18 protein-coding genes are annotated in these 21,906 nt (G+C 72.2%); 8 read left to right on the top strand and 10 right to left on the bottom strand.

Annotated features, from left to right (window positions below; translation table 11 throughout):
- The first annotated feature begins 90 nt into the window (after positions 1-90).
- Complete coding sequence (locus tag ACZ32T_RS28315; protein ID WP_467265305.1) at positions 91-222, top strand: hypothetical protein; 132 nt, start codon at positions 91-93, stop codon at positions 220-222.
- 190 nt (positions 223-412) lie between these two features.
- Here the strand turns inward: ACZ32T_RS28315 and ACZ32T_RS28310 are convergent, their stop codons facing one another.
- From ACZ32T_RS28310 to ACZ32T_RS28290, 5 genes are all read right to left on the bottom strand, one after another.
- A complete protein-coding gene (locus tag ACZ32T_RS28310; protein WP_467369718.1) occupies positions 413-562 on the bottom strand; it encodes a hypothetical protein in 150 nt (49 codons plus the stop codon).
- A 25-nt stretch (positions 563-587) separates the two neighbouring features.
- Positions 588-2,612 carry an amylo-alpha-1,6-glucosidase gene (locus ACZ32T_RS28305; RefSeq protein WP_467369716.1) on the bottom strand — a complete coding sequence of 675 codons (2,025 nt, stop codon included), beginning with the start codon at positions 2,610-2,612 and terminating at the stop codon, positions 588-590.
- Entirely contained in the window at positions 2,609-3,976 is a 1,368-nt protein-coding gene (locus ACZ32T_RS28300) for an MGH1-like glycoside hydrolase domain-containing protein (protein ID WP_467369714.1), read from the bottom strand. Before ACZ32T_RS28300 ends, ACZ32T_RS28305 begins: the two co-directional genes overlap by 4 nt.
- Complete coding sequence (locus ACZ32T_RS28295) at positions 3,973-4,773, bottom strand: sugar phosphate isomerase/epimerase family protein (RefSeq protein ID WP_467265311.1); 801 nt, start codon at positions 4,771-4,773, stop codon at positions 3,973-3,975. Before ACZ32T_RS28295 ends, ACZ32T_RS28300 begins: the two co-directional genes overlap by 4 nt.
- Positions 4,774-4,843: 70 nt before the next feature.
- Positions 4,844-5,890 carry a zinc-dependent alcohol dehydrogenase gene (locus ACZ32T_RS28290; protein ID WP_467265313.1) on the bottom strand — a complete coding sequence of 349 codons (1,047 nt, stop codon included), beginning with the start codon at positions 5,888-5,890 and terminating at the stop codon, positions 4,844-4,846.
- Positions 5,891-6,026: 136 nt separating this feature from the next.
- On the opposite strand from ACZ32T_RS28290, the gene ACZ32T_RS28285 reads away from it, so the two are divergent.
- From ACZ32T_RS28285 to ACZ32T_RS28265, 5 genes are all read left to right on the top strand, one after another.
- Complete coding sequence (locus ACZ32T_RS28285; protein ID WP_467265315.1) at positions 6,027-7,430, top strand: ABC transporter substrate-binding protein; 1,404 nt, start codon at positions 6,027-6,029, stop codon at positions 7,428-7,430.
- Between the two features lie 33 nt (positions 7,431-7,463).
- Positions 7,464-8,444: a carbohydrate ABC transporter permease gene (locus ACZ32T_RS28280; RefSeq protein WP_467265316.1), complete on the top strand. Its 981-nt coding sequence runs from the start codon at positions 7,464-7,466 to the stop codon at positions 8,442-8,444.
- Positions 8,445-8,458: 14 nt separating this feature from the next.
- Positions 8,459-9,385, top strand: coding sequence for a carbohydrate ABC transporter permease (locus tag ACZ32T_RS28275; protein ID WP_467265688.1), 927 nt, complete (start codon positions 8,459-8,461; stop codon positions 9,383-9,385).
- A gap of 86 nt (positions 9,386-9,471) precedes the next feature.
- On the top strand, positions 9,472-10,680 hold the full coding sequence (locus ACZ32T_RS28270) for an ROK family transcriptional regulator (protein WP_467265318.1): 1,209 nt from the start codon (positions 9,472-9,474) through the stop codon (positions 10,678-10,680).
- 35 nt (positions 10,681-10,715) lie between these two features.
- Entirely contained in the window at positions 10,716-11,621 is a 906-nt protein-coding gene (locus ACZ32T_RS28265) for a Gfo/Idh/MocA family protein (protein ID WP_467369711.1), read from the top strand.
- Between the two features lie 9 nt (positions 11,622-11,630).
- Here the strand turns inward: ACZ32T_RS28265 and ACZ32T_RS28260 are convergent, their stop codons facing one another.
- The 5 genes from ACZ32T_RS28260 to ACZ32T_RS28240 form a co-directional block, all read right to left on the bottom strand.
- The gene (locus tag ACZ32T_RS28260) at positions 11,631-12,737 is read right to left on the bottom strand and encodes a serine hydrolase domain-containing protein (protein WP_467369709.1); all 1,107 of its coding nucleotides are present in this window, start codon (positions 12,735-12,737) and stop codon (positions 11,631-11,633) included.
- A 151-nt stretch (positions 12,738-12,888) separates the two neighbouring features.
- Positions 12,889-14,712: a SpoIIE family protein phosphatase gene (locus tag ACZ32T_RS28255; RefSeq protein ID WP_467369707.1), complete on the bottom strand. Its 1,824-nt coding sequence runs from the start codon at positions 14,710-14,712 to the stop codon at positions 12,889-12,891.
- 204 nt (positions 14,713-14,916) lie between these two features.
- The gene (locus ACZ32T_RS28250) at positions 14,917-16,131 is read right to left on the bottom strand and encodes a thiolase family protein (RefSeq protein ID WP_467369705.1); all 1,215 of its coding nucleotides are present in this window, start codon (positions 16,129-16,131) and stop codon (positions 14,917-14,919) included.
- Entirely contained in the window at positions 16,128-16,775 is a 648-nt protein-coding gene (locus ACZ32T_RS28245) for a CoA transferase subunit B (protein WP_467265328.1), read from the bottom strand. The genes ACZ32T_RS28250 and ACZ32T_RS28245 overlap by 4 nt, the downstream gene beginning before the upstream one ends.
- Positions 16,772-17,545, bottom strand: a complete 774-nt coding sequence (locus tag ACZ32T_RS28240) for a CoA transferase subunit A (protein ID WP_467265333.1) — start codon at positions 17,543-17,545, stop codon at positions 16,772-16,774. Before ACZ32T_RS28240 ends, ACZ32T_RS28245 begins: the two co-directional genes overlap by 4 nt.
- A gap of 122 nt (positions 17,546-17,667) precedes the next feature.
- On the opposite strand from ACZ32T_RS28240, the gene ACZ32T_RS28235 reads away from it, so the two are divergent.
- Positions 17,668-19,353 carry an IclR family transcriptional regulator domain-containing protein gene (locus ACZ32T_RS28235; RefSeq protein ID WP_467369703.1) on the top strand — a complete coding sequence of 562 codons (1,686 nt, stop codon included), beginning with the start codon at positions 17,668-17,670 and terminating at the stop codon, positions 19,351-19,353.
- Between the two features lie 249 nt (positions 19,354-19,602).
- Positions 19,603-21,792 carry a transketolase gene (gene tkt / locus ACZ32T_RS28230; protein WP_467369701.1) on the top strand — a complete coding sequence of 730 codons (2,190 nt, stop codon included), beginning with the start codon at positions 19,603-19,605 and terminating at the stop codon, positions 21,790-21,792.
- The last annotated feature ends 114 nt before the right edge of the window (positions 21,793-21,906 follow it).

The raw sequence follows: 21,906 nt of genomic DNA, 5'->3' as shown, positions 1-21,906 counted from the left end.
CGGCGTGGCTCTTCGGAGTCGCGGCGGCCGGCCGGGCGGAAGGGCCTGCCGTGGACAGGCCCGGCGGTGTCGACATCGTGAGGTGCTCTCATGGGCAAGATGGTTTCCGCGCTCAAGCTGTTGCGAGGGCGGAAGATGGAAGCGGACGGCAAGGCGCTGCAGGACCAGCGGCTGCGGGACGAGGGCCGCCGCCTGCAGGAGCAGGGGCACGGACAGCGGTAGCCGGCCGTCCCCTCGGCGTGACCCGGCTCGGGCCCCGGCCCCGTACACCCCTTGCCCCGGCAGTCCCGTCGGTTCGAAGGTGTGGACCGAGAGCCCGCGCGCGGTCGTCCTGTGGCTGACGAGGCGCAGGCCGGCCGGGGCGCGGGGACATCCCCGCTCAGAACGGTTGTCGGGTTCCAGCCGGCCGTGGTCAGGCTGTGGGAGGCCACGTACTTGGGCAGGCCGTGGGCGGTACGAACCAGCCGCTCCGGTCGAAACCGTCGCTCCGGTCCTCGTCCGGGGACCCGGGGCCCTGGGAGACACCGTCGAGGGACAGGAACTCCTGAACGACAAGCCTCATCGCCCACCACTCTCTTCCGCTGACGTCACGGCCGTTGCGGCCTCCGGTCCACGGAAGGCGACTGTGCCATTCCCGGGGCGTCGTGGCGGGTCGGAACACGATCGTCCTCCGCCAGCAGCGCGGTGAGCACGGCCAGAGGGGTTGCCGCCGCCCAGGCCTGCGGTGAGCAGGAGTGGGGATAGGGAACGGGCCGGGGGTGCTGGGCGCGCGAGTAGCCCGCCATGACCTCGGGCAGCCGGTGACCGTGGTGGGCCGACGCCTCCAGCAGGCCGAGGGCGACCGTGCGCGCCTCCTCCCGCAGGCCGTACCGTGCCAGACCGAGCAGAATGACCGCGTTGTCGTGCGGCCAGGACGTGCCCCGGTGGTACGAGAGCGGGTGGTATCCCGGCTGGCCGGACGCCAGCGTACGGATGGCCCACCCCGAGAAGAAGTCGGGCTCCAGCAGGCGCCGGCCCACGCGCCGCGCGTGCCGGTCGTCCAGGATGCCGGACCACAGCAGGTGACCGGCGTCCGAGGCCAGCGAGTCGACCCGCCTGCCCCGGCCGTCCAGCGCGAGCGCCGGGAAGTCGGGGCCCGGCATCCAGAAGTCCCGCAGGAATCGGGCCCGCAGACCGGCGGCGGCGCTGTCGAGCCGGTCGGCGTACGCGTCGTCGTCCCACACCGAGCGGGCCAGCCGCGCGGTGCGCACCAGCGCGTCGTAGGCGTACCCCTGTGCCTCCGCGACCGCGATCGGTCCCTCGGCCTGGGTGCCGTCGAGGAAGCAGACGGCGCCGTCGGAGTCCTTCCAGTTCTGGTTCACCAGGCCCTGCGGGTCGGGCGAGTAGACCAGGTAACCGCCGTCGTCCAGGCCGCCGTCGCGGAACATCCAGTCCACGGCCGCCCGCGCGTGGTCCTCCAGACGGACGGCCAGGGCACGGTCGCCCGTGGCCTCGGTGAAGGTGTCCAGGAGCACGAGGAAGAGCGGGGTGGCGTCGACCGAGCCGTAGTAGCGGCCGTACGGCACCTGGCGGAAGTGGGCCAGTTCGCCGTGCCGGATCTCGTGGACGATGCGCCCCGGCTGCTCGCCGCGCCCGGTGTCGTACTCCGTGCCCTGGGTGGCCGCGAGGGCGCGCAGGGTGCCCTCCGCCAGCTCGGGCCGGTACGGGAGCGCGAAGAGCGAGGTGAACAGGGAGTCGCGCCCGAAGAGGGTGAGGAACCAGGGGATCCCCGCCGCTGGTACGCGCACGCGCTCGCCGTCCGGGCCGGTGGCTGGAACCCGCAGGGCCGCCAGGTCGCTCAGTCCACGGGCACAGGCGGCGGCCAGGCCCTCGGGGGCGCCGGCCGGAACGGGCAGCTCCGCGCCGGTGAACGCCGATGTGTCCGCCACCTGTTCCGCGACCGCCTCGGCCGGTGTGCCGACCAGGGCCGGCGCGGGCGCTCCGTGCGCGTACGCCGTGACGGTGAGCAGGAGTTCGGCCGTGCCGTGAGCGGGCAGTTCCAGGTGCCAGTCCAGCCGGTGGGCCGTGTCCTGCGCGCCGACGGGCCGGACGGTGGCCGGTGCGGGGGAGGCGCACACCGCCGTACGCGACAGCCATGTGCCGCGCTCGTAGGTGAAGGTGACCCCCTCGCTATGGGCACTCGCCGTGCGCAGCGCGCCGGCCTTCTCGTACCGCCTTTTGTCGGAGCGCAGTTCGAACTGGTCGGCGAAGTCGGCGTCGGCGGTGAGGGAGAGGACCGCGGTGACGGGCACCGGACGGTTGTTGACCAGCCGCAGGCACTCACTCAGGACCCCTGCGGCGACGGCCTGTTCACGGAAGACGGTGTAGCCCGCCGGTTCGTCCCGGGTGCCCGGGGGTGTGAGCACGCACCGGGCGGACGCCTCACCGTCCGACGGCACCAGCACGGCCGGCTCGGCGCCGTCGACGGTCAGTGTCCACCGGCTCAGGTGCCGGGCGTCGCGATGGAACAGTCCGTCGGGGGAGGTGCCGCGACGGCCGCTCACACCGCCGTCCGCCCCGAGCACCGCGAAGGTGCCCGCACGGACCAGCGTGGTCTCCGCCGTGCCGTTCACGTGTGTGCTCCGATCGGGGTGTGGTGCGGGCCGGCGGCCAGCAGATCGAGGGTGAGGGCCGCCGTCCAGCCGAAGGAGCGGGTCCCGCGGGCCTCGGCCGTGAACGGGTCCACGTACTCGGCGAAGGAACTGCCACCGGCCGCGTCGAGCATGGCCGCCCGGAGCGCGTCCGCCTCGCGGACCTGCCCGCACCGGCGCAGACCGCGTTCCAGCAGCCAGTTGGTGTTGAACCAGGCGGGTCCGCGCCAGTAGCGGGACGGGTCGAAGGCGTGCCCGGTGATGTCGTACGAAGGAGCCATCGGGACCTCGCCGAGGCGGAAGCCGGTGCCCCTCACCGTGCCGAGCAGTGCGTCCACGACGTCCTGGGGGAGGCCGGGGACCATCAGCGGGACGAGCCCGGCGACGCTCCGCTCGCGGATCAGTCCGCCGCCGGCCAGGTCACGGCAGAGGAACATGCCGTCGGCGGGCGACCAGAGCCGCTCCACCAGGGCCGCGGTGAGGCGCGCCGCCCGCGCCTCGTGGGGGGCGGGGTCCGCCCCCGTCTCGGCGGCGATCCGGGCCAGCGCGTGCTCGGAGACGATCAGCAGCGCGTTGACGCAGGGGTCCTCGACGGCGAAGGCGTGCCCGCCCGGCACATCCGCGTATCCGCCGTCGCGGTAGTCGGCGGCGAGCCGTACGTACCGTCCGTAGTCCAGATCGGTGGGGCGTTCGGAGGGCTGCCCGTGGTCGAGGTCGGCGCGCCGGTACGAACCGGGGGCGGCCGGCTCGACACGCCCCAACGGGCCGTCCCAGCACGGGCTGTTGTCCATACCGGGCTCCCACGGGTGCACCATCGCGGCCAGCCCGCCGCCGCCGAGGTCGCGGGGGCCCGTGAGGTAGTCGTGCCAGGCCACGAGCCGGTCGTACACGCGGGGCAGGAAGCCGCGGCGGCGCGACGTCTCCGGGTCCGCCTCGTGGACGAGCCAGGCCGCGAGCGCGTGGACCGGCGGTTGCACGATGCCGGAGGTCTCGGTGCCGGCCGGGGCGCCCGCCGAGGCACCGTCCGTGGAGGAGCGCCAGAAGTCGGGGCTGGGGAAGTACGCGTCGAGGGGCACGGCGGGGCTGAACACGATGTGGGGGACGCGCCCGTCGGCCCACTGCGCGCCCAGAAGACTCTCCAGTTCGCGCTGGGCCCGGCGCACCGACAGATGGCGCAGACCGATCGCGATGAAGGCCGAGTCCCAGCTCCACTGGTGCGGATACAGACCGCGCGACGGAACGGTCGAGGATCCCGTCCAGTTGGTGAGGAGTACCCGCGCCGCGCCGCGCCGAACGGTCAGGTGATCGGCGGCGGCGGGCACGGGGGTTTCGAGCAGCGTCGTCACGCGCCGGACCTCCGGAGGAACGCGGGGACGGAGCGCACGGCCGCGAGCGGGTCGCCGGTCAGCCGGCACTCGGCGGCGAGGTAGCCGTCGTAGCCGATGCTGTGCAGCGCGCCGATCCAGGCGGGCCAGTCGAGGTGGCCGGCTCCCGGCTGGAAGCGGTTCGAGTCGCTGACCTGGGCGTGGCCGATGTAGGGGGCCGCCGCAAGGATCGAGGCCGAGGGGTCGGCCTCCTCGATGTTCATGTGATAGCTGTCGATACCGACGCGGACCGAGTCCAGGCCCACCGTACGGATCAGGTCGACGGCCTGCTCCAGCCGGTTGACCATGTGGTCCTCGTACCGGTTGAGCGGCTCCAGGTAGAGGGTCACGCCCTCGCGGCGCGCGTGCTCGCCCAGCTCCGAGAGGCCGGACAGCAGTACCTCGCGGTCCTGCTCCTCGGTGCGCGGCGGCTCGAACGGGGGGAGCCTGCGCGAGAACATCCCGTAGGACGCGGGGGTCTGGACGCCCAGCGCTCCGATCTCGGCGGCGACGGAGAGCTGGGACTTCATCTGCTCCAGGGCGTCGCGGCGCAGGCCGTCGTCGAACGCGGCGAAGAAGTGCAGCATGTCGACGCAGACGGTCGGCATGACCACGCCGTCGGCGAGGGCCTGCTTGAGCTCGGGCAGGCGGTCACGGAAGTGGAAGTCCCCCTTCGACCGCAGCTCAACGGCGTCGTAGCCGGCGTCCTGGGCGAAGGCCCACTTCTCCTGGAGTGTGTCGCCGGGGAGAAGCTGTTCCTGGCAGGCGGTTTTCAGCATGGGGTGCCTTTCGGCGCCGTCGGAGGGCGCTCGGGAGTTCCGGTGGGTGGATCGGTCCTGGCCGCGGGGCTCAGAACTCCAGGACGACCTGGAGGGCGTCGGCGGGCGTCTCGTCGAGCAGCACATACGCGTCGGCGGCCTCAGCCACCGGGACGACATGACTGACCAGGGACTTCACGTCGACCTGGCCTTCGGCGACCAGCGAGAGGAAGGTCTGCTGGAGGCGCTCGACGGTCCAGCGCCCCGCCAGCTGCGGGGGCACTCCGCCGATCTGGGAGCAGATCAGCTGCACACGGTTGTGGTGGAACTCGTCGCCCAGGCGGAGACCTGCGCCGTCGCCCTGGTAGAAGCCGGACGCCACGACCCGGCCGCCGACGGTGACGGAGCGCACGGCCTCGTGCAGGGCCGGGTACACACCGCTGATCTCGATCGCGACGTCCGCGCCCGACCCGCCGGTGGCGGCCCGGATGCTTTCGGCGACGGTGCCGGTACGGGCGTTGAGGGTGTGCCGTGCCCCGTACTCACGGGCCGTCGCGAGCCGGCCGTCGAGTGCGTCGACCGCGGTGACGCGTGCGCCGTTGAGCTGGGCGAGACGGGTGGTGAGCAGCCCGATGACGCCCTGGCCGAAGACGGCCACGTCCTCGCCCAGGTGGATGTCCGCGGCGAGGATCGCGTTGTACGCGATGGCGCCGACCCGGGCGAAGGCCCCGGCGAGCGGCTCCAGTCCCGCGGGCAGGGTGTGGCCGATCATGCGCTCGGCCGGGACGATGCCCTCGCTGCGGTGGCCCCAGATGCCCCAGACCAGATCGCCCACGACCGGCATGCCGGACGTGCCGACGAGCTCGGGCGAGACCTCGGTGACCTCTCCGACCTCGGAGTAGCCCCAGCCGGCCACCGGGTACTCGATCCCGGCCGCACCGTCGCGGAAGATCCGGGCCTCGGCGTCCCAGGTGCGCGTCAGATACGGGTTCGTCCCCCGGTAGGCGGTGAGTTCGGTTCCTGCCGAAATGCCGGAGTAGCGGGTGCGGACCCGCAGGTGCCCCGCGGGGAGCGGAGCGCTCCCGTGCTCGGCGACTTCGACCTGACGGGGGCCGGTGAACTGGACGACGCGTTCCACGGGGGGCTCCGGTAGCGCTTGAAGGGGTGTTTCTCGCTGACTTCAGTCGAAGATATCTCAGAGTTATGTCTTGTCAATAAGCAAAAGTGATGCTGAGATGCGTCAGGAAAGTGCGTAAGTGGCGTGAGGACACAGCATGGTGATGAAGACCCGACGGTCGAAGGTGACCCTGTTCGGGCTCGCCGCGACTCTGGCGGGGGGCCTCCTGGCCGGCTGCTCCGGCAGCTCCGGTGCGGAGAGGCCCGACAACAGGATCACGGTGTGGTCGCAGGAGAACCTGCCGCCGAGGATGGCGGCGACCAGGGAGGTCATCAGCCGTTTCGAGAAGGAGAGCGGTGTCGAGGTCGACCTCGTCGGCGTGGACGAGGCCCAGCTGCCGCAGCTGATCATGTCCGCCGCCGCGGCCGGCAAGCTCCCGGACGTGATCGGGGCGGTCCCGATGGGCCAGGTCTGGCAGATGTACGGCAACGGCCTGCTCGACACCGAGGTCGCGGACCGCATCGTGAAGGACCTGCGGCCGGAAACGTTCAACGCCAACGCGCTCGAACTCACCTCCGACAAGGGCACCAGACTCGGGGTCCCTTCCGACGCCTGGCTCCAGATCCTCGTCTACCGCAAGGACCTGTTCGCGAAGGCCGGGCTGGACGCACCGGAGGACTACGCGAGCGCCCTGAAGGCCGCCGCCGCCCTCGACAAGGGCGGCCGGGACGGCATCTCGCTGGCCACCGACCCCTCGGACGTCTTCACCCAGCAGAGCTTCGAGGACCTCGCCCTGGCCAACGGCTGCGAGCTGGTCGACGAGGCGGGCGAGCCCGCTCTCGACTCCCCGGCGTGCCGCAACGCGTTCGCCGCGTACGACGAGCTCGCCCGCGAGCACGGAGCGCCCGGCACCCAGAGCGTGGACTCCACCCGCGCCACCTACTTCGCCGGGCAGTCGTCGATGATGGTCTGGTCGTCCTTCCTCCTGGACGAGCTGGCGGGCCTGCGGTCCGACGCGCTGCCCAGCTGCCCGGAGTGCAAGAAGGACCCGAAGTTCCTGGCCCGTAACACCGGCGTCGTCACCTCACTGAAGGGCCCCGACGGCAAGGAACCCGCCCAGTTCGGGGAGATCACCTCGTGGGCCGTCACCCGGACCGCCGAGACGGACGCCTCCCAGAAGTTCATCGAGTACATGATGGGCAAGGGGTACGCCGACTGGTTCGGCATGGCCCCCGAGGGCAAGATCCCCGTCCGGACCGGCACGGCCGGGAAGCCCGGCTCCTTCGACCAGGCATGGCGCGCCAGCGTCATGGGCGTCGACCGCCGCGAGTCCATGCAGAAGGCCTACCCCTCCGCCCTCCTCGACCGGCTCGTCACCGGCGTCGGCGGCATGAAGCGGTGGGGCCTCACCCAGGGGCAGGGCGCTCTCGTCGGCGCCACGAACGGCGAACTCCCCGTCGCCAAGGCCATCGGGGCGATGACCAGCGGCCAGCTCTCGCCCGACGAGGCAGCCGAGGAGGCCGACGACGAAGTGGCCGCCCTCCAGAAGTCCCTCCAGTAGCCGCCCGCCGCTCCCTCACGAGGTAACCGACCCATGAGCACAATCACGAGCGGTGCGAAGAAGCGCCGCGTCCAACCGCAGAGCACGAGCAGGCGGGAGAACCGCGCGGGGCTCGCCTTCGTGACCCCCACCTTCCTGGTGGTCCTGGTCGTGGTGATCCTGCCGATCCTCTGGACCGTCCTGCTCGCCTTCCAGAACGCCAAGCTGGTCGACATCCAGGAGAACGGCCTCTTCGGCCGCTGGACCCTGGACAACTTCTCCCAGGTCTTCGGCTCGCCCGGCTTCTGGAGCAGCCTCGGCACCACGCTCCTGTACACCGTCGGCGCCACCGCCGGCTCCGTCGTCCTCGGTCTGATCGCCGCCCTCGCCCTGCGCAGGCCCTTCCGCGGCAGGGGCGCCCTGCGCGCCGCCATGCTCCTGCCGTACGTCGCCCCCGTGGTGGCGGTCTCCTTCGTCTGGGAGGTCGCGCTCAGCCCGCAGTACGGCATCGTGAACGAATGGGGCCAGAAGCTCTTCGGCTGGGACGACCCCATCGCCTTCCTGTCCACCCGGTCCTACGAAGTCGGCGTGCTCGGCGTCCACTTCGACATCCCGCTGGCCCTGCTGACCGTCATCGCCTTCGAGACCTGGCGCTACTTCCCGTTCGCCTTCCTCTTCATGCTCGCCCGCCTCCAGGCGGTACCGGCGGGCCTGGAGGAGGCCGCGGAGGTCGACGGTGCCACGCTCTCCCAGCGCTTCCGGCACATCCTGCTGCCGCAGCTGATGCCCGTCATCGCCCTGCTGTCCGTCCTGCGCTTCATCATGACGTTCAACAAGTTCGACGACATCTACCTGCTCACCGGCGGTGGTTCCGGCACGGACGTCGTCGCTGTCCGCGTGTACGACTTCCTCACCTCGCGCTTCGACGTCGGGGCGGCCTCCGCGCAGGCCCTCGTCCTCGCCGTGGTGCTCATGGCCCTCCTGGGCGTCTACTTCAAGTTCTTCGGCAAGAAGATGCAGGAGGAGTCGGCATGACCGCCACCCCCACCATGACCCGTGACCGGGCGGAGAGCACCACCCGACCGGTGCCGGCACCGCGGCGTCCCCGGCTCACCCGCGCCCAGTTCGAGGAACGCTTCTTCGGAGTCCTGCGCCGGGTCGTGATCGTCTTCCTCGCGGCGATCACGATCGTGCCCTTCTACTACATGCTGATGCTGTCGGTGAAGCCCATCGACGCACTCCTCCTGGACCCGGGGAACCTCTGGGTCTCGGCGAAGGACTTCACGCTCGACACGTACCGGAGCGTCCTCAAGTCCTCGGAGGACGGTGGCCAGGGCTTCCTCGGCATGCTGTTCAACTCGGCACTCGTCGCCGTCGCCACGGTCCTGCTCACACTGGCCGCCGCGGTCCCCGGCGCGTACGCCGTCAGCCGGCTGAAGTTCTTCGGCAACCGTCAGATCAGCGCGGTCTTCCTCGCCGTCTACCTGTTCCCGGCCACGCTGCTGGCCGTCCCGCTCTTCGTCATGTTCGCGAAGATGGGGCTGTCGGGGAGCCTGATCGGGCTCGCCATCGTCTACATCGCGCAGACCGTGCCCGTCTCGATCTACATGCTGAAGAACTACTTCGTCACCATCCCGTTCAGCATCGAGGAGGCGGCGGCGATCGACGGCGCGTCACGACTGCAGACGGTACGCAAGATCATCCTGCCGCTCGCCCTGCCGACCCTCATGGCCACCGGGCTCTACGTCTTCATGATCGCCTGGAACGAGTTCCTGTTCGCCCTCCTCTTCCTGGCGGCCGACCCCGAACGGTGGACCGTCTCCCTCGGCCTCCAGCAACTCGCCAACGGCATCGAGGTGTCCAAGACGGTGCTGATGGCCGGGTCGGTCGTCCTCACCATCCCTGTGGTACTCCTGTTCTTCTCCGCCGAACGGCTCCTCACCGAGGGCCTGACCAGCGGTGCGGACAAGGGCTGACGCCGGGAGCCGGGAGGCCGGCGGGGAGAGACCGAAAGCCCTCCGGGGCGGGCACGGACGCGACAGACAGGGCGAGGACGGCGGGGATGGCAGGAAACCAGGCCAGCGCGGGGCATCTGCTGCAGCTCATTCGCAGCGGTGAGGCCACCACGCGCGGCGAGCTCCAGCAGGCGACCGGCCTTTCCCGCTCCACGGTGGGGCACCGGCTCGACCAGCTCTTCGGAGCGGGCTGGCTGCGCGGCGCCACCGGCACCTCCACCGGCGGACGCCCCTCCGCGCGCCTGGAGTTCGACCCGGCGCACGCCGTGGTGCTCGTCGCGGACCTGGAGACCCGGCACGCCCGCGTCGCCGCGCTCGACCTCTCCGGCACCGTACTCGCCGAGCACACCGGGGCCCTCGTCATCGCCGACGGCCCCGACCGCGCCCTGGACCAACTGGCGCGCTGGTTCGGCCCGCTGCTCGCCGAAGCGGGGGCAGGGGCCGAGCGTGTCTGCGGCATCGGACTCTCCGTGCCGGGGCCGGTGGACTGGGAGTCCGCCCAGATCGTGCAGCCGCCGATCATGCCCGGCTGGGACCGCTTCCCCGTACGGGAACGACTGCGCGAGGCCTGGACCGAGCACGTCGGCCCGATGCCGGCCGCCGGGCCCCTGCCCGTGTTCGTCGACAACGACGCCAACCTGATGGCCCTGGCCGAGCAGCGGGCCGGTCACCCGGACTGCAGCGCCTTCGTCCTGATCAAGGCGTCCACGGGGATCGGCGCCGGTGTCGTCGTCGGAGGCGAGGTCTACCGGGGCATCGACGGCGGAGCGGGCGACATCGGCCACATCCGCCTGCACGACCGCCCCGACGCACTGTGCATGTGCGGGTCCTACGGATGCCTCGCCGCCGTCGCAAGCGGCCGGTCGATCGCCGGACAGCTCACCGCGGCCGGTGTGCCCACCGCCTCGGGATCCGACGTGCGCGAGCATCTCGCCGCGGGCCAGCCGGATGCCGTCCGGCTCGCCCGCGAGGCGGGGCAGCGCGTCGGCGAGGTCCTGGTCACGGTCGTCACGCTGCTCAACCCCGGCGTGCTGATGCTCAGCGGCGACCTGGCCGGCACCCCGTTCCTCACCGGCGTCCGCGAGCTCATCTACCAGCGCGCCATGCCGCGCACCACCGCCCACCTCCAGGTCGTCACCTCCGAACTGGGCGACCGCGCCGCCCTGGTCGGAGCCGCCCGCATGGTCATCGACCACCTGTACGCCCCCGAACGCGCCGATGCCCGCCTCGCGGCACTCGCCCGTACCGGCGCCTGAGCACACCGCCCCGCAGCAGAACGACGGAGAGCACCATGTCCACCACCCCCCTCCCGGACCGCCGGCCCCACGAACCGGTCCGCGTCGGCCTCGTGGGGGCCGGCCCCTGGGCCCGGACCATGCACGCCCGCATGCTCGCGGCCGGTCCCGAGACCGCACTCTCGGCGGTCTGGGCGCGCCGCCCCGAGGCCGCGGCCGAGGTCGCCGAACCCTACGGCGCACCGGTCGCCGCCTCCTTCGAGGAACTCCTCGACCGTTGCGAGGCGGTCGCGTTCGCCGTGCCGCCCGCCGTCCAGGCCGCCCTCGCCCCCCGCGCCGCGGCGGCCGGCCGGGCCCTCCTGCTGGAGAAGCCGCTGGGCGCCGGTCTCGACGCGGCCCGCGCCGTGGCGGACGCCGTACGCGACCACGGGGTGGTCTCCCAGCTCGTCCTCACCAAGCGGTATCACCCGGCCACCCGCGCCTTCCTCGCCGAGGCGGCCACCCGTGAGGTCACGGGAGCCCGCTCCTGCTATCTGCACGGGGCCTTTCTCGGCGGCGAGTTCGCCACGTCCTGGCGGCTGGAACACGGCGCGCTGCTCGACCTGGGCCCCCACCTCCTGGACCTCCTCGACACCGCGGTCGCGCCCATCGTCTCCGTACGGGCGACCGGGGATCCGCGCCGCTGGACCGAGCTGACCTGTGAGCACGAGAACGGCGCGGTCAGCCAGGCATCCCTTTCGGGCAGCGTACGGCTCCCGCGGGCCAGGACCAGGATCGAACTGTTCGGCCCGGGGGAGGAGCTGGTCTACGACACGGCCGGCATCGACCACGAGGAGTGCTGGCCGGTCCTCCGCCGGGAGTTCGCCACCGCCGTCAGGACCGGCCGGGGAACCGGCATCGACGCCGCCCACGGCCTGCGCATACAGGAGCTGCTCGACATGGCCGCACGCTCGGCCGGCTGAAGAAACGGTTCACCCGCGGCCCTTCCTGCCGCACAGCGCGGCGTCCACCGCCCCCTGGAGATGCTTCAGGCTGTCGCCCTCGGCCGCCCAGGTCGTCGTGTAGACGGTCACGGTGCCCCGGCCGCCCGTGGCCCGGCCGCCGCCCACCGAGCCGCCGGGCAGGTCGCCACCGTGCCCCCAGTAGACGCCACCGCAGCTGAGCGGGATCGACGCGACGCCGTAGCCGTAACGGCTGCCCGCGGGGTAGACGTCCCTGCCGCCGATGCCGGTGGTGTCGCGCGTCATCAGGCGCAGTGCCCAGCCGGGCAGGAGCCGGCCGCCGAAGAGCCCGTCCCAGAAGGCATTGAGGTCCTCGGGTGTGGAGACGAGCCCGCCGGACGCGCCGAACTCGTAGCCGGGAAGCTCGGTCACATCGACGACACCCGCTTCCGGGGACGCGGGGTGCACCCCGTAGTTGCGGGCGTGCGGGCCGCGCAGGGTCAGCTCACCCGGGGCCGGCCAGTAGGTGTCGTCGAGATGCAGCGGGCGCAGGATCGTGCGCTCGACGTAGGTGCGGAAGCCGACGCCCGAGGCCTTGTCGATCACCATGCCGAGTACCAGGTAGTTGGTGTTCGAATAGCCCCAGTCCTTTCCGGGCTCGAAGACGGGCTCGGCGTCGAGAGCCAGCGCCAGATACTCCTCCGACGTGCCCGCCTCGGACCAGTCGACCAGTGCGGAGTACTCCGGCAGGCCGCTGGTCTGTTTCAGCAACTGACGTACGGTGACGGCGCTTCCGGCGAGCTGGGGCACATAGGCCCCGGCGCGGTCGTCGAGGCGTATCCGTCCGTCCGCGACCAGGCGCATGACGGCGGTCGCGGTGAACGCCTTGGTGTCGCTCGCCAGCCGGAACCGGCCGTGCGCGCCCGGCATGTGACGGCCTGACACCACATCCGCGACGCCGGCCGTCCGGGTGGTCCTGCCGTCGTACGCGAGCGCGCCGGGAACACCGTCCCTGTCCACGAGCAGGTCCAGCTGACGCTGCACCGGGTCCGACGGGCGGGCAGCCGCCACGGGGGCGAGTGCCCCGCCGAGTGTGGCGGCGAGCAGGACTGCTGCGGCGAGGTGCCTGCGGTGCATGGGTGTTTCCCCCTGGGTCATGGCCCGGATCACGCGGGCCGGTCGGTCGCTCACCGATGACCCTGCCAGGTGCCCGCCGCGAGATCAGTGCGGCCCGGCCCCGGATCGACGGTGTCCTCAACCCCCCTTGCCAGGGCCTCCGTCGTATGCGTCAGGCCGGCTCGGAGGTGTCCCTGACGGGTGTGTCCTCGATGCGGGATCCGGGCGCTCCGCGGTTGTCGGCGGCCGGGCTGTGCGCATGCTGCGCCGGTGCCTCGTCGGAGCCGGCGCCGACGCCCGCCGCCGGGGTGCGCAGGACCAGCAGGGCGACGTCGTCGCCGCTGGGGTCGATGCGGGCCAGGAGCTCGTCGAGGAAGTCCTCGAGGTCGCGACGGGCCAGGGCCGCGGCATGCCTGCGCAGCGTGGCGAGACCGGCTTCGATGTCGCGGGTGCGGCTCTCGACGAGCCCGTCGGTGTACAGCAGCAGCGTCGACCGGGGCGGGAGTGCCACACGGGCGTCGGGCCATCCCAGCCCCATGTGCAGGGCCGAGCTGAGACCGAGGAGCGGGCCGTGCCCGCCTTCGAGGAAGCGGGTGTGCCCGTCGGCCGTGATCAGGAGCGGCGGCGGGTGGCCGGCGTTGACCCAGTGGAGCTGCCAGGGCCCGCCCTCCTCGCCTTCGACGCGGGCGAAGACACAGGTGGCCATGGGGGCGTCGCTCGTATGGGTCATGGCCTCGTCCAGACGGCGCATGATCAGACTGGGGGGTTCCGTCCGGTCCCAGGCCAGGGCGCGCAGCATGTTGCGGACCTCGGCCATGTGGGCTGCGGCCTTGAGGTCGTGGCCGACGACGTCCCCGATGACCAACGTCAGGACGCCGTCGCCCAGGAGGAAGGAGTCGTACCAGTCCCCGCCGATCTCGGCAGCGCTCTCGGCGGGCCGGTACCGGGCCGCCATCGCGAGGTGGTCGACCTGCGGCAGAGGAGTGAGGAGCTGGCGCTGCATGGTCTCGGCGACGTGGCGCTGCTGCTCGAACAGCACGGCGGCCTCCATGACCAGGCCGGCGCGGCGCGCGATGTCGGCCAGCACGAAGACCTCGGCCTCGCTGTAGGAGGTGCCGGGGCCGGTCCGTGCCACGGTCAGTGTGCCGAAGACCTGCCGCCGGGTGTGCAGGGGCACCACCACGGCGCAGCTGCCTCCCAGCCGGTCGAAGAGTTCCCGGTGGGCGCGCGCGAGCGGGCTGTCGGGCGGCTCCGCGAGGGCGTCCGCGTCCAGGACGACGGGCTCGGCGCTCCGCAGGGCCTGGACCACGGCCGAACGGGTGGATTCGGGCAGGGGAGGCAGCGGCCCCTTGAGCGCCTCCGCCGCCCGGTGGTCGCCGGGGGCCCGGACGGTGACGCGCTGCATCTCGCCCGCCTGCCGTGCCGTGTGCACGTCGATCGCCGCCCAGTCGCCCATGTCCGGCACGAGCAGCCCGGCCAGCCGGTCGAGCATCTCCGGCGTCTCCAGAGCGGAGATCAGGACCGTCGACACCTCCGCCACCATCGTCAGCCGGGCGGTGAGCCCTTCCAGGGCGGCCAGGTAGGCAGCGGTCTGTTCGGCCGCGTCACGGTGCAGGCTGAAATCGTGGAAGACGACCACCGAGCCTTCCGCACGTCCCTCGTGCCGCAGCGGAGTGGCCGCCCAGATGATCGGTACGAGGGTGCCGTCCCCACGCAGGAGGAGCTCCTCGCTGCCCTCGGCGGCCCGGCCGGTCTCCAGGACGGCCAGCATCGCGCACTCGTCCCGCCTGACCGTGGCGCCGTCCGGGCCGCGGTGCAGCAGATCGTGCATGTCGTGCCCGAGCATCCGCTCCTGCGGACGGCGGAGGATCTGCTGCGCGCGCGGGTTGCACGCGGTGAGCCGGCCCGTGTTGTCGGTGACGAACACTCCTGTTCCCAGGCTGTCGAACACCGTGCGCATGAATCCGATGTCCAGCAATCCGTCGGTGGACCTCATCGAGTGGCCCTCGCCGTCCCCGGACGGGCCTCCCCGCACCTGCTCGCCGCCCTCACGCCTTCCGGACCGCCCGGCGGCGGCAGCCGCACGGGCGGCATCGTGTCCGCCGCCGGAATCACGGTCAGGGAGGTCATGCCGTCCATCATTCATCCGGCACGCCCGTTCCGCCGCTCGGGAGCAGGCCCGCCCCCGCAGCAGCTCCGGTTACCTCTCCAGTACCAGCGCGGAGCCCTGGCCCACGCCTATGCAGAGCGTCGCCACGCCGGTCCCGGACCCGGCGGCCCTGAGCTGGTGCGCGACGGATCCGGCGAGGCGGGCTCCCGAGGCGCCGAGCGGGTGGCCGATCGCGATGGCTCCACCACGGGGGTTGAGGACGGACGGGTCGAGGTCGGGCCACTCGGCGAGGCAGCCCAGGACCTGGGCGGCGAACGCCTCGTTGAGCTCGAGGGCCGCGAGGTCGGCGAAGGTCCTGCCCGCCCGGTCAAGCGCCCTGTTCACGGCCTCGACGGGGGCGAGCCCGAAGTAGTGCGGTTCGTTGGCCGACACCGCGGAGGCCGTGATCCGGGCCAGCGGTTCGCGGCCGGTGGCCCGCAGGCCTTCCTCGTCCGCCAGCAACAGGGCCGCCGCACCGTCGTTCAGGGGAGAGGAGTTGCCCGCGGTGACGGTGCCGCCGTCCGCACGGAAGGACGGGCGGAGCGTGGCCATGGCCTCCAGCGACGCGTCGTCCCTGATGCACTCGTCCCGGTCGACGACGAGCGGCTCGCCCTTCCGGCGCGGGATGGCCAGGGGCGCGATCTCCCCGTCGAACAGCCCCGCCGCCCGTGCCGCCGAGGCCTTCCGGTGGGAGGCGAGGGCGAACTCGTCCTGCTGCTCCCGGCTGATGGAGTGCTTGTCCGCGATCAGCTCGGCGCTCTCGCCGAGCGGCACCGTCCACTGCGGATCCATCCGGGGATTGACCATGCGCCAGCCCAGCGTGGTCGAGTACATCTCGGTGTGCCCGGCGGGGAAGGCGCGGTCGCTCTTGGGCAGGACGTACGGGGCACGGGTCATCGACTCGACGCCGCCGGCCACGACGAGCGAGTGGTCCCCGAGCGCGACCGCGCGGGCCGCGTGCACGACGGCTTCGAGGCCGGAGGCGCAGAGCCGGTTGACGGTCACGCCGGGGACGGAGACCGGCAGACCCGCGAGGAGCGCGGCCATCCTGCCGACGTTGCGGTTCTCCTCACCCGCGCCGTTGGCGTTGCCGAGCACCACGTCACCGATGCGCGACGGGTCGAGCTCCGGGGTGCGGTCGAGCAGCGCGCGGATGGCGTGGGCGGCGAGGTCGTCGGGCCGTACCTGAGCCAGCGCGCCGTTGTACCTGCCGATCGGGGTGCGGACGGCGTCGACGACGTACACGTCCCGGGGACGGAAGCTCATGAGCCGGCCCTTTCGGGAATGAGGACCGGGGCGGCCGTCCTCTCCAGGACCTCGGCGGCGGTCACCCCGGGTGCGGTCTCCACCAGGACCAGGCCGTCTTCGGTCACGTCGAGCACGGCGAGGTCCGTGATGACGCGCTGGACGCACGCCTTGCCGGTCAGCGGGAGGGTGCACTCGTCGACGATCTTCGGGCTGCCGTCCTTGGAGGTGTGCGTCATGGTCACGATGACGCGGCGGGCCCCGTGCACGAGGTCCATGGCTCCGCCGATGCCGGTCACCATCTTCCCCGGCACCGCCCAGTTGGCGAGGTCGCCCCGGGCCGAGACCTCCATGGCCCCGAGGACGGCGGCGTCGATGTGACCGCCCCGGATCATGCCGAAGGAGAGCGCCGAGTCGAAGAAGGAGGCGCCGGGACGTACGGTCACCGTCTCCTTGCCCGCGTTGATCAGGTCGGGGTCGACGTCCTCGTCGTACGGAAAGGCGCCGGTGCCCAGGATGCCGTTCTCGGACTCCAGGACGACGTGCACGCCCTCGGGCAGGTGGTTCGGGATCAGCGTCGGCAGTCCGATGCCGAGGTTGACGTACTCGCCGTCGCGCAGCTCCGCGGCCGCTCTGGCCGCCATCTCGTTCCTGCTCCAGGTCATCGGTCCTGCGCCTCCCGCTCCGTGATCGTCCGCTTCTCGACCTTCTTGTCCACGGCCTGCCCGGGTGTCAGCGCGACCACCCGCTGGACGAAGATGCCGGGCAGGTGCACGTGGTCCGGGTCGATCTCGCCGGGTTCGACCAGCTCCTCGACCTCCGCGACGGTGATGCGGCCGGCCATGGCCGCGAGCGGGTTGAAGTTGCGCGCGGACTTGTTGAAGACCAGATTGCCGTGCCGGTCGCCCTTCGCCGCCCTGACGAGGGCGAAGTCGGTGCGGATGCTGTGCTCCAGGACGTACTCCGTGCCGTCGAAGTCGCGCACCTCCTTGGCCGGGGAGGCCACAGCCACCCCGCCCTCGCCGTCGTAGCGCCAGGGGAGCCCGCCGTCGGCGACCTGGGTTCCCACGCCGGCGGGGGTGTAGAACGCGGGTATCCCCGCCCCGCCGGCCCTGAGGCGCTCGGCCAGGGTGCCCTGCGGGATCAGCTCGAGCTCAAGCTCGCCCCCGAGGTACTGCCGGGCGAACTCCTTGTTCCCGCCGATGTACGAGCCGGTCACCCGGGTGATCCGGCCGGCGGAGAGCAGCACCGCGAGCCCCGAGTCCATCGCCCCGCAGTTGTTGGACACCACATCGAGCCCGCTGACGCCGCTCGCGTGCAGAGCGTCGATCAACACGTTCGGCACTCCGCTGAGACCGAAGCCTCCCACCGCCACCGAAGCGCCGTCCGGCACGTCGGCGACGGCCAGCGCCGCTGACGCGACCACCTTGTCCATGGGACCGTCCATCCAATAGTGTTCGCATGGTGAAGTTTCCTTCACTATGATGGAGTGAGTCTGCCGCCAGGACCGGAACTCTGTCAACGGTCCGGGCACCCGCCCCACCCGACGGAGGACACATGGCACCGACCGGCACGTCACGGACGGGCGGGGAGACACCCGCGGAGGCGGTGACCCCGCTGATGCGCGGCATAGCCGTCCTGCGCCGGCTGACCGACGCCGACGGCTCCCTCGGCCTCAGTGATCTGGAGCGCGCCACAGGGCTGGCACGCTCGACCGTCGACCGGATCACGCTCACGCTCGCCCGCACGGGATACGTACGTCTGGACGGCAAGGTCGTCACCCTCGCCCCCCGTCTGATGGAGCTGGGCAACGCCTACCTCGCCTCGGCCCGGCTCCCCGGCCTCCTCGGCGGCCGGGTGGATGCCCTCGCGGAGGAACTCGACGAGTCCGTCTCCCTCGCCGTCCCCGACGGCGGCGGTGTCCGCTTCGTGCACCAGACCACCCGCCGGCGCGCGATGTCCCTGCGCTTCCGCATCGGTGACCTGCTGCCGGCCGAACGCACCGCCCCGGGCACGCTGTTCGCCACCCGATGGGGGACCGAGGAGTGGCAGGCCTGGCGGGAGCGACGGGCTTCGGACCCGGACGGAGCTGGCTTCCCCTCCCTGCCTCCGGGCCCGCGGCCGGCGGACGACCTGTTCGAGGAGCGCGTGGAAGCGGCGCGGGCGGACGGCTGGGTGGTGGACGACCAGCTGATCGAGCCAGGCCTCCTCGCCCTCGCCGTGCCCGTCCGTGATCACGCCGGTGGCTTCGCGTGCGCGCTCGGCGTGGTCAGCCACACCAGCAGGCACACCGCGCGGGGCCTCCGCGAGAACCTCCTGCCCCAGCTGCTCGACGCCGCCTCCGCCATGGAGCGCCGGCTGCGTGACGCGCCCCCCGCGAGCCCTGCGGCGATCCCCGCCCCGGGGACTCCCGCCCCGGGGGCCCTCGCCTCCTGGACCGCGGCCTCGAAGCAGGAGCTCGGCCGGGAGTTCATCGAGTCCCTCGCCCGGGGCCTGACCGTCATCACCGCCTTCGGGGAGAACGGCAACGCCCTGACGCTCAGCGCCGTCGCACGCGCCACCGGTCTCTCACGCGCCTCCGCCCGCCGCGCCCTCATCACCCTCGAACACCTCGGATACGTCACGGCCGACGGCCGTGAACACCGGCTGACACCACGCGTCCTGGCCCTCGGCTACGCCCCGCTCTCCCGCACGACCCTGGCGCGGATCGCCGACCCGCACCTCGCCGCACTGGCAGGACGGATCCAGGATTCCGCCTCCCTCGCCGTCCTCGTCGACGACTCCGTGCAGTACGTGGCTCGCGCCGCCACCCACCGCATCATGAACGTCGACATCACCGTCGGCACCCGCTTCCCCGCCTACGCCACGTCTCTGGGCCGCGCCCTGCTGGCCGGCCTGCCCGCGGATGAGCTCGGGCCCCTGCTCGACCACGCGGAGCTCCGCCCCCTGTCGCCCCACACCCTCACCCACCGCACCGAACTCGAAGCCGCCCTGGAGCGCGTGTGCACCGAGGGGTACGCCCTGGTCGACGAGGAGCTGGAGGCGGGCCTTCGCTCGATCGCCGTACCCGTACGGGACCGCGCCGGCACAGCGGTCGCGTCCATCAACGTCGCCATGCACAGCAGCAGCCGGACGGTCGCCGAGTGCCTGGAGCAGGTGCTGCCCCAGCTGCGCCGCACGGCGGGAGAGATCGAGTCCGAACTGCACACCGCGGCCCGCTTCTCGGAGGTGGCGGTGATGTGAACCGATGCCGGTGGGACGCCCTCGCCCGGGGGCAGCCGCTGGCCCCGGAGGCGGTGACGAACGTGTTCACCATGAAGACGTTCGTCGCGCCTGTCGGGGGCCGCAGAGGGTAGGCGACCGGTCGACGGGCGCTTCCCCGCCGCCACTCCGGGTGCGGAGGGCGGCGGGAAAACGGAGGATGCGAGAGGTGGCGAGCCGCACCTACCGGCCCCGTCGTACCGAGAAGCGACGTCCGAGGGAGACAACACCATGGCGCCCGAGCGATCCTCTTCCGGCCTCACGGCATCACGAGACCCCGGCCTCGCCCGGCCACTGGCCGAACGGGCGGGGTGGAGCGACGTGGACCTGCGCGCGGTGGACACCGTGCGGGTGCTCGCCGCCGACGCCGTGCAGAAGAAGGGCAACGGCCATCCAGGTACGGCGATGAGTCTCGCCCCGCTCGCCTATCTGCTGTTCCAGCAGGTCATGCGGCACGACCCCGCCGACGACCAGTGGCTGGGCAGGGACCGCTTCGTCCTCTCGTGCGGCCACACCAGCCTCACCCTCTACATCCAGCTCTACCTGGCCGGCTACGGCCTGGAGATGGAGGACCTGAAGGCGCTGCGGACCTGGGGGTCGGCGACCCCCGGCCACCCGGAGTACCGGCACACCCGCGGCGTCGAGATCACCACGGGTCCGCTGGGCCAGGGCATGGGCGCCTCCGTGGGGATGGCGATGGCCGCACGCCGGGAGCGGGGCCTGCTCGACCCGGACGCGGCACCGGGAACCAGCCCCTTCGACCACCACGTCTATGTGCTGGCGTCCGACGGCGACATGATGGAGGGCGTCGCCTCCGAGGCCGCGTCGCTGGCCGGCCACCAGCAACTGGGCAACCTCATCACCTTCTACGACTCCAACCAGATCTCCATCGAGGACGACACCGACATCTCCTTCAGCGAGGACGTCCCGGCCCGCTTCGCCGCCTACGGCTGGCATGTACAGACCGTGGACTGGACCCGTACGGGCGACTACGTCGAGGACGTCGACGCGCTGCTGACCGCCATCGAGGCGGCGAAGGCGGAGCGGACCAGGCCCTCACTGATCATGCTGCGCACGATCATCGGATGGCCCGCGCCGACGAAGAGGAACACGGGCAAGGCACACGGGTCGGCCCTCGGGGACGACGAGGTCGCCGGCACCAAGCGGCTCCTCGGCTTCGACCCCGAGGCGTACTTCCCCGTCGAGGACGAGGTCCTCGCCCACACCCGGGCCGTGGGGGAGCGGGGCAGGGAAGCCCGGAAGCGCTGGGAGCGGACCTACGAGGACTGGCGGACCGCCGGTCCGGAGCGCGCGGCCCTGCTGGACCGGCTGCGAAAGCAGGAACTCCCGGACGGCTGGACCCACGCCCTGCCGGACTTCCCCGCCGACCCCAAGGGCATGGCCACCCGTAAGGCGTCCGGCAAGGTGCTCACCGCGCTCGCCCCGGTCCTGCCCGAGCTGTGGGGCGGCTCCGCGGACCTTGCGGGCAGCAACAACACCACCATGGACGGTGAGCCGTCCTTCATCCCGGCCGACCGCCAGACGGCCGAGTTCTCAGGAGGCCCCTACGGGCGCACGCTGCACTTCGGCATCCGTGAGCACGCCATGGGCGCGGTGCTCAACGGCATCGCGCTGCAGAGCCTGACCCGCCCCTACGGCGGCACGTTCCTGACGTTCAGCGACTACATGCGCCCCGCGGTCCGCCTCGGCGCCCTGATGAAGCTCCCCGCGACCTACGTGTGGACCCACGACTCGATCGGTCTCGGCGAGGACGGCCCCACCCATCAGCCCGTCGAACACCTGGCCGCGCTGCGTGCGATCCCCGGACTCGATGTCGTACGCCCAGGTGACGCCAACGAGACGACCGTCTGCTGGCGGACGATCCTGGAGCACACCGACCGGCCCGCCGGCCTCGTCCTGACCCGGCAGAACCTGCCGGTGCTCGACCGGGCCGACGGGGTCCACGCCTCCGCCGAAGGAGCGGCGCGCGGCGCCTACATCCTGGTGGAGGCCGCCGGATCGGCCCCCGACGTCATCCTGGTGGCGACGGGGTCGGAGGTCCAGATCGCTCTCGACGCCCGCAAGCTGCTCGTCGACGAAGGACTGGCCGTCCGGGTGGTCTCGATGCCCTGCCGTGAATGGTTCGCCGAGCAGCCGCTGCCCTATCAGGACGAGGTGCTGCCGCCGGACGTGCGCGCACGCGTCAGCGTCGAGGCCGCCGTCGGACAGGGGTGGCGCGAGGTGGTCGGCGACGCCGGCCGGATCGTCAGCCTGGAGCACTACGGCGCCTCCGCCGACTACCAGCGTCTGTACGACGAGTTCGGTATCACCGCCGAGGCCGTGTCCGCGGCGGCGCGCGCCGCCATCCGCGACGCGGTCGAGCCTCCCAGGCCGGGCGGGCGACGGACCGGGAGCTCCTAGACAGACCCCGTCCAGCAGGGGCCGAGCCGCCACGCCATCGGGTGACGCGGCTCGGCCGGGCGGGTGACAGCGGCTACCGGAGACCGCCACCGGTCGCTACCGGGAGTTGCGGCA

Source organism: Streptomyces sp. NPDC023573 (genome assembly GCF_055559735.1).
The sequence above is the reverse complement of the archived record's forward strand: the minus strand, read 5'-3'. Positions and strand labels throughout refer to the sequence as shown.

Excerpts from the sequence above, each read along its gene's own strand:
- ACZ32T_RS28265 (WP_467369711.1), top strand. The coding sequence starts at position 10,716 with ATGTCCACCACCCCCCTCCCGGACCGCCGGCCCCACGAACCGGTCCGC.
- ACZ32T_RS28270 (WP_467265318.1), top strand. The coding sequence starts at position 9,472 with ATGGCAGGAAACCAGGCCAGCGCGGGGCATCTGCTGCAGCTCATTCGC.
- ACZ32T_RS28275 (WP_467265688.1), top strand. The coding sequence starts at position 8,459 with ATGACCCGTGACCGGGCGGAGAGCACCACCCGACCGGTGCCGGCACCG.
- ACZ32T_RS28310 (WP_467369718.1), bottom strand. The coding sequence starts at position 562 with ATGAGGCTTGTCGTTCAGGAGTTCCTGTCCCTCGACGGTGTCTCCCAG.
- ACZ32T_RS28285 (WP_467265315.1), top strand. The coding sequence starts at position 6,027 with ATGGTGATGAAGACCCGACGGTCGAAGGTGACCCTGTTCGGGCTCGCC.
- ACZ32T_RS28280 (WP_467265316.1), top strand. The coding sequence starts at position 7,464 with ATGAGCACAATCACGAGCGGTGCGAAGAAGCGCCGCGTCCAACCGCAG.
- ACZ32T_RS28315 (WP_467265305.1), top strand. The coding sequence starts at position 91 with ATGGGCAAGATGGTTTCCGCGCTCAAGCTGTTGCGAGGGCGGAAGATG.
- ACZ32T_RS28245 (WP_467265328.1), bottom strand. The coding sequence starts at position 16,775 with ATGACCTGGAGCAGGAACGAGATGGCGGCCAGAGCGGCCGCGGAGCTG.
- ACZ32T_RS28235 (WP_467369703.1), top strand. The coding sequence starts at position 17,668 with ATGGCACCGACCGGCACGTCACGGACGGGCGGGGAGACACCCGCGGAG.
- ACZ32T_RS28240 (WP_467265333.1), bottom strand. The coding sequence starts at position 17,545 with ATGGACAAGGTGGTCGCGTCAGCGGCGCTGGCCGTCGCCGACGTGCCG.
- tkt (WP_467369701.1), top strand. The coding sequence starts at position 19,603 with ATGGCGCCCGAGCGATCCTCTTCCGGCCTCACGGCATCACGAGACCCC.
- ACZ32T_RS28295 (WP_467265311.1), bottom strand. The coding sequence starts at position 4,773 with ATGCTGAAAACCGCCTGCCAGGAACAGCTTCTCCCCGGCGACACACTC.
- ACZ32T_RS28255 (WP_467369707.1), bottom strand. The coding sequence starts at position 14,712 with ATGAGGTCCACCGACGGATTGCTGGACATCGGATTCATGCGCACGGTG.
- ACZ32T_RS28250 (WP_467369705.1), bottom strand. The coding sequence starts at position 16,131 with ATGAGCTTCCGTCCCCGGGACGTGTACGTCGTCGACGCCGTCCGCACC.
- ACZ32T_RS28260 (WP_467369709.1), bottom strand. The coding sequence starts at position 12,737 with ATGCACCGCAGGCACCTCGCCGCAGCAGTCCTGCTCGCCGCCACACTC.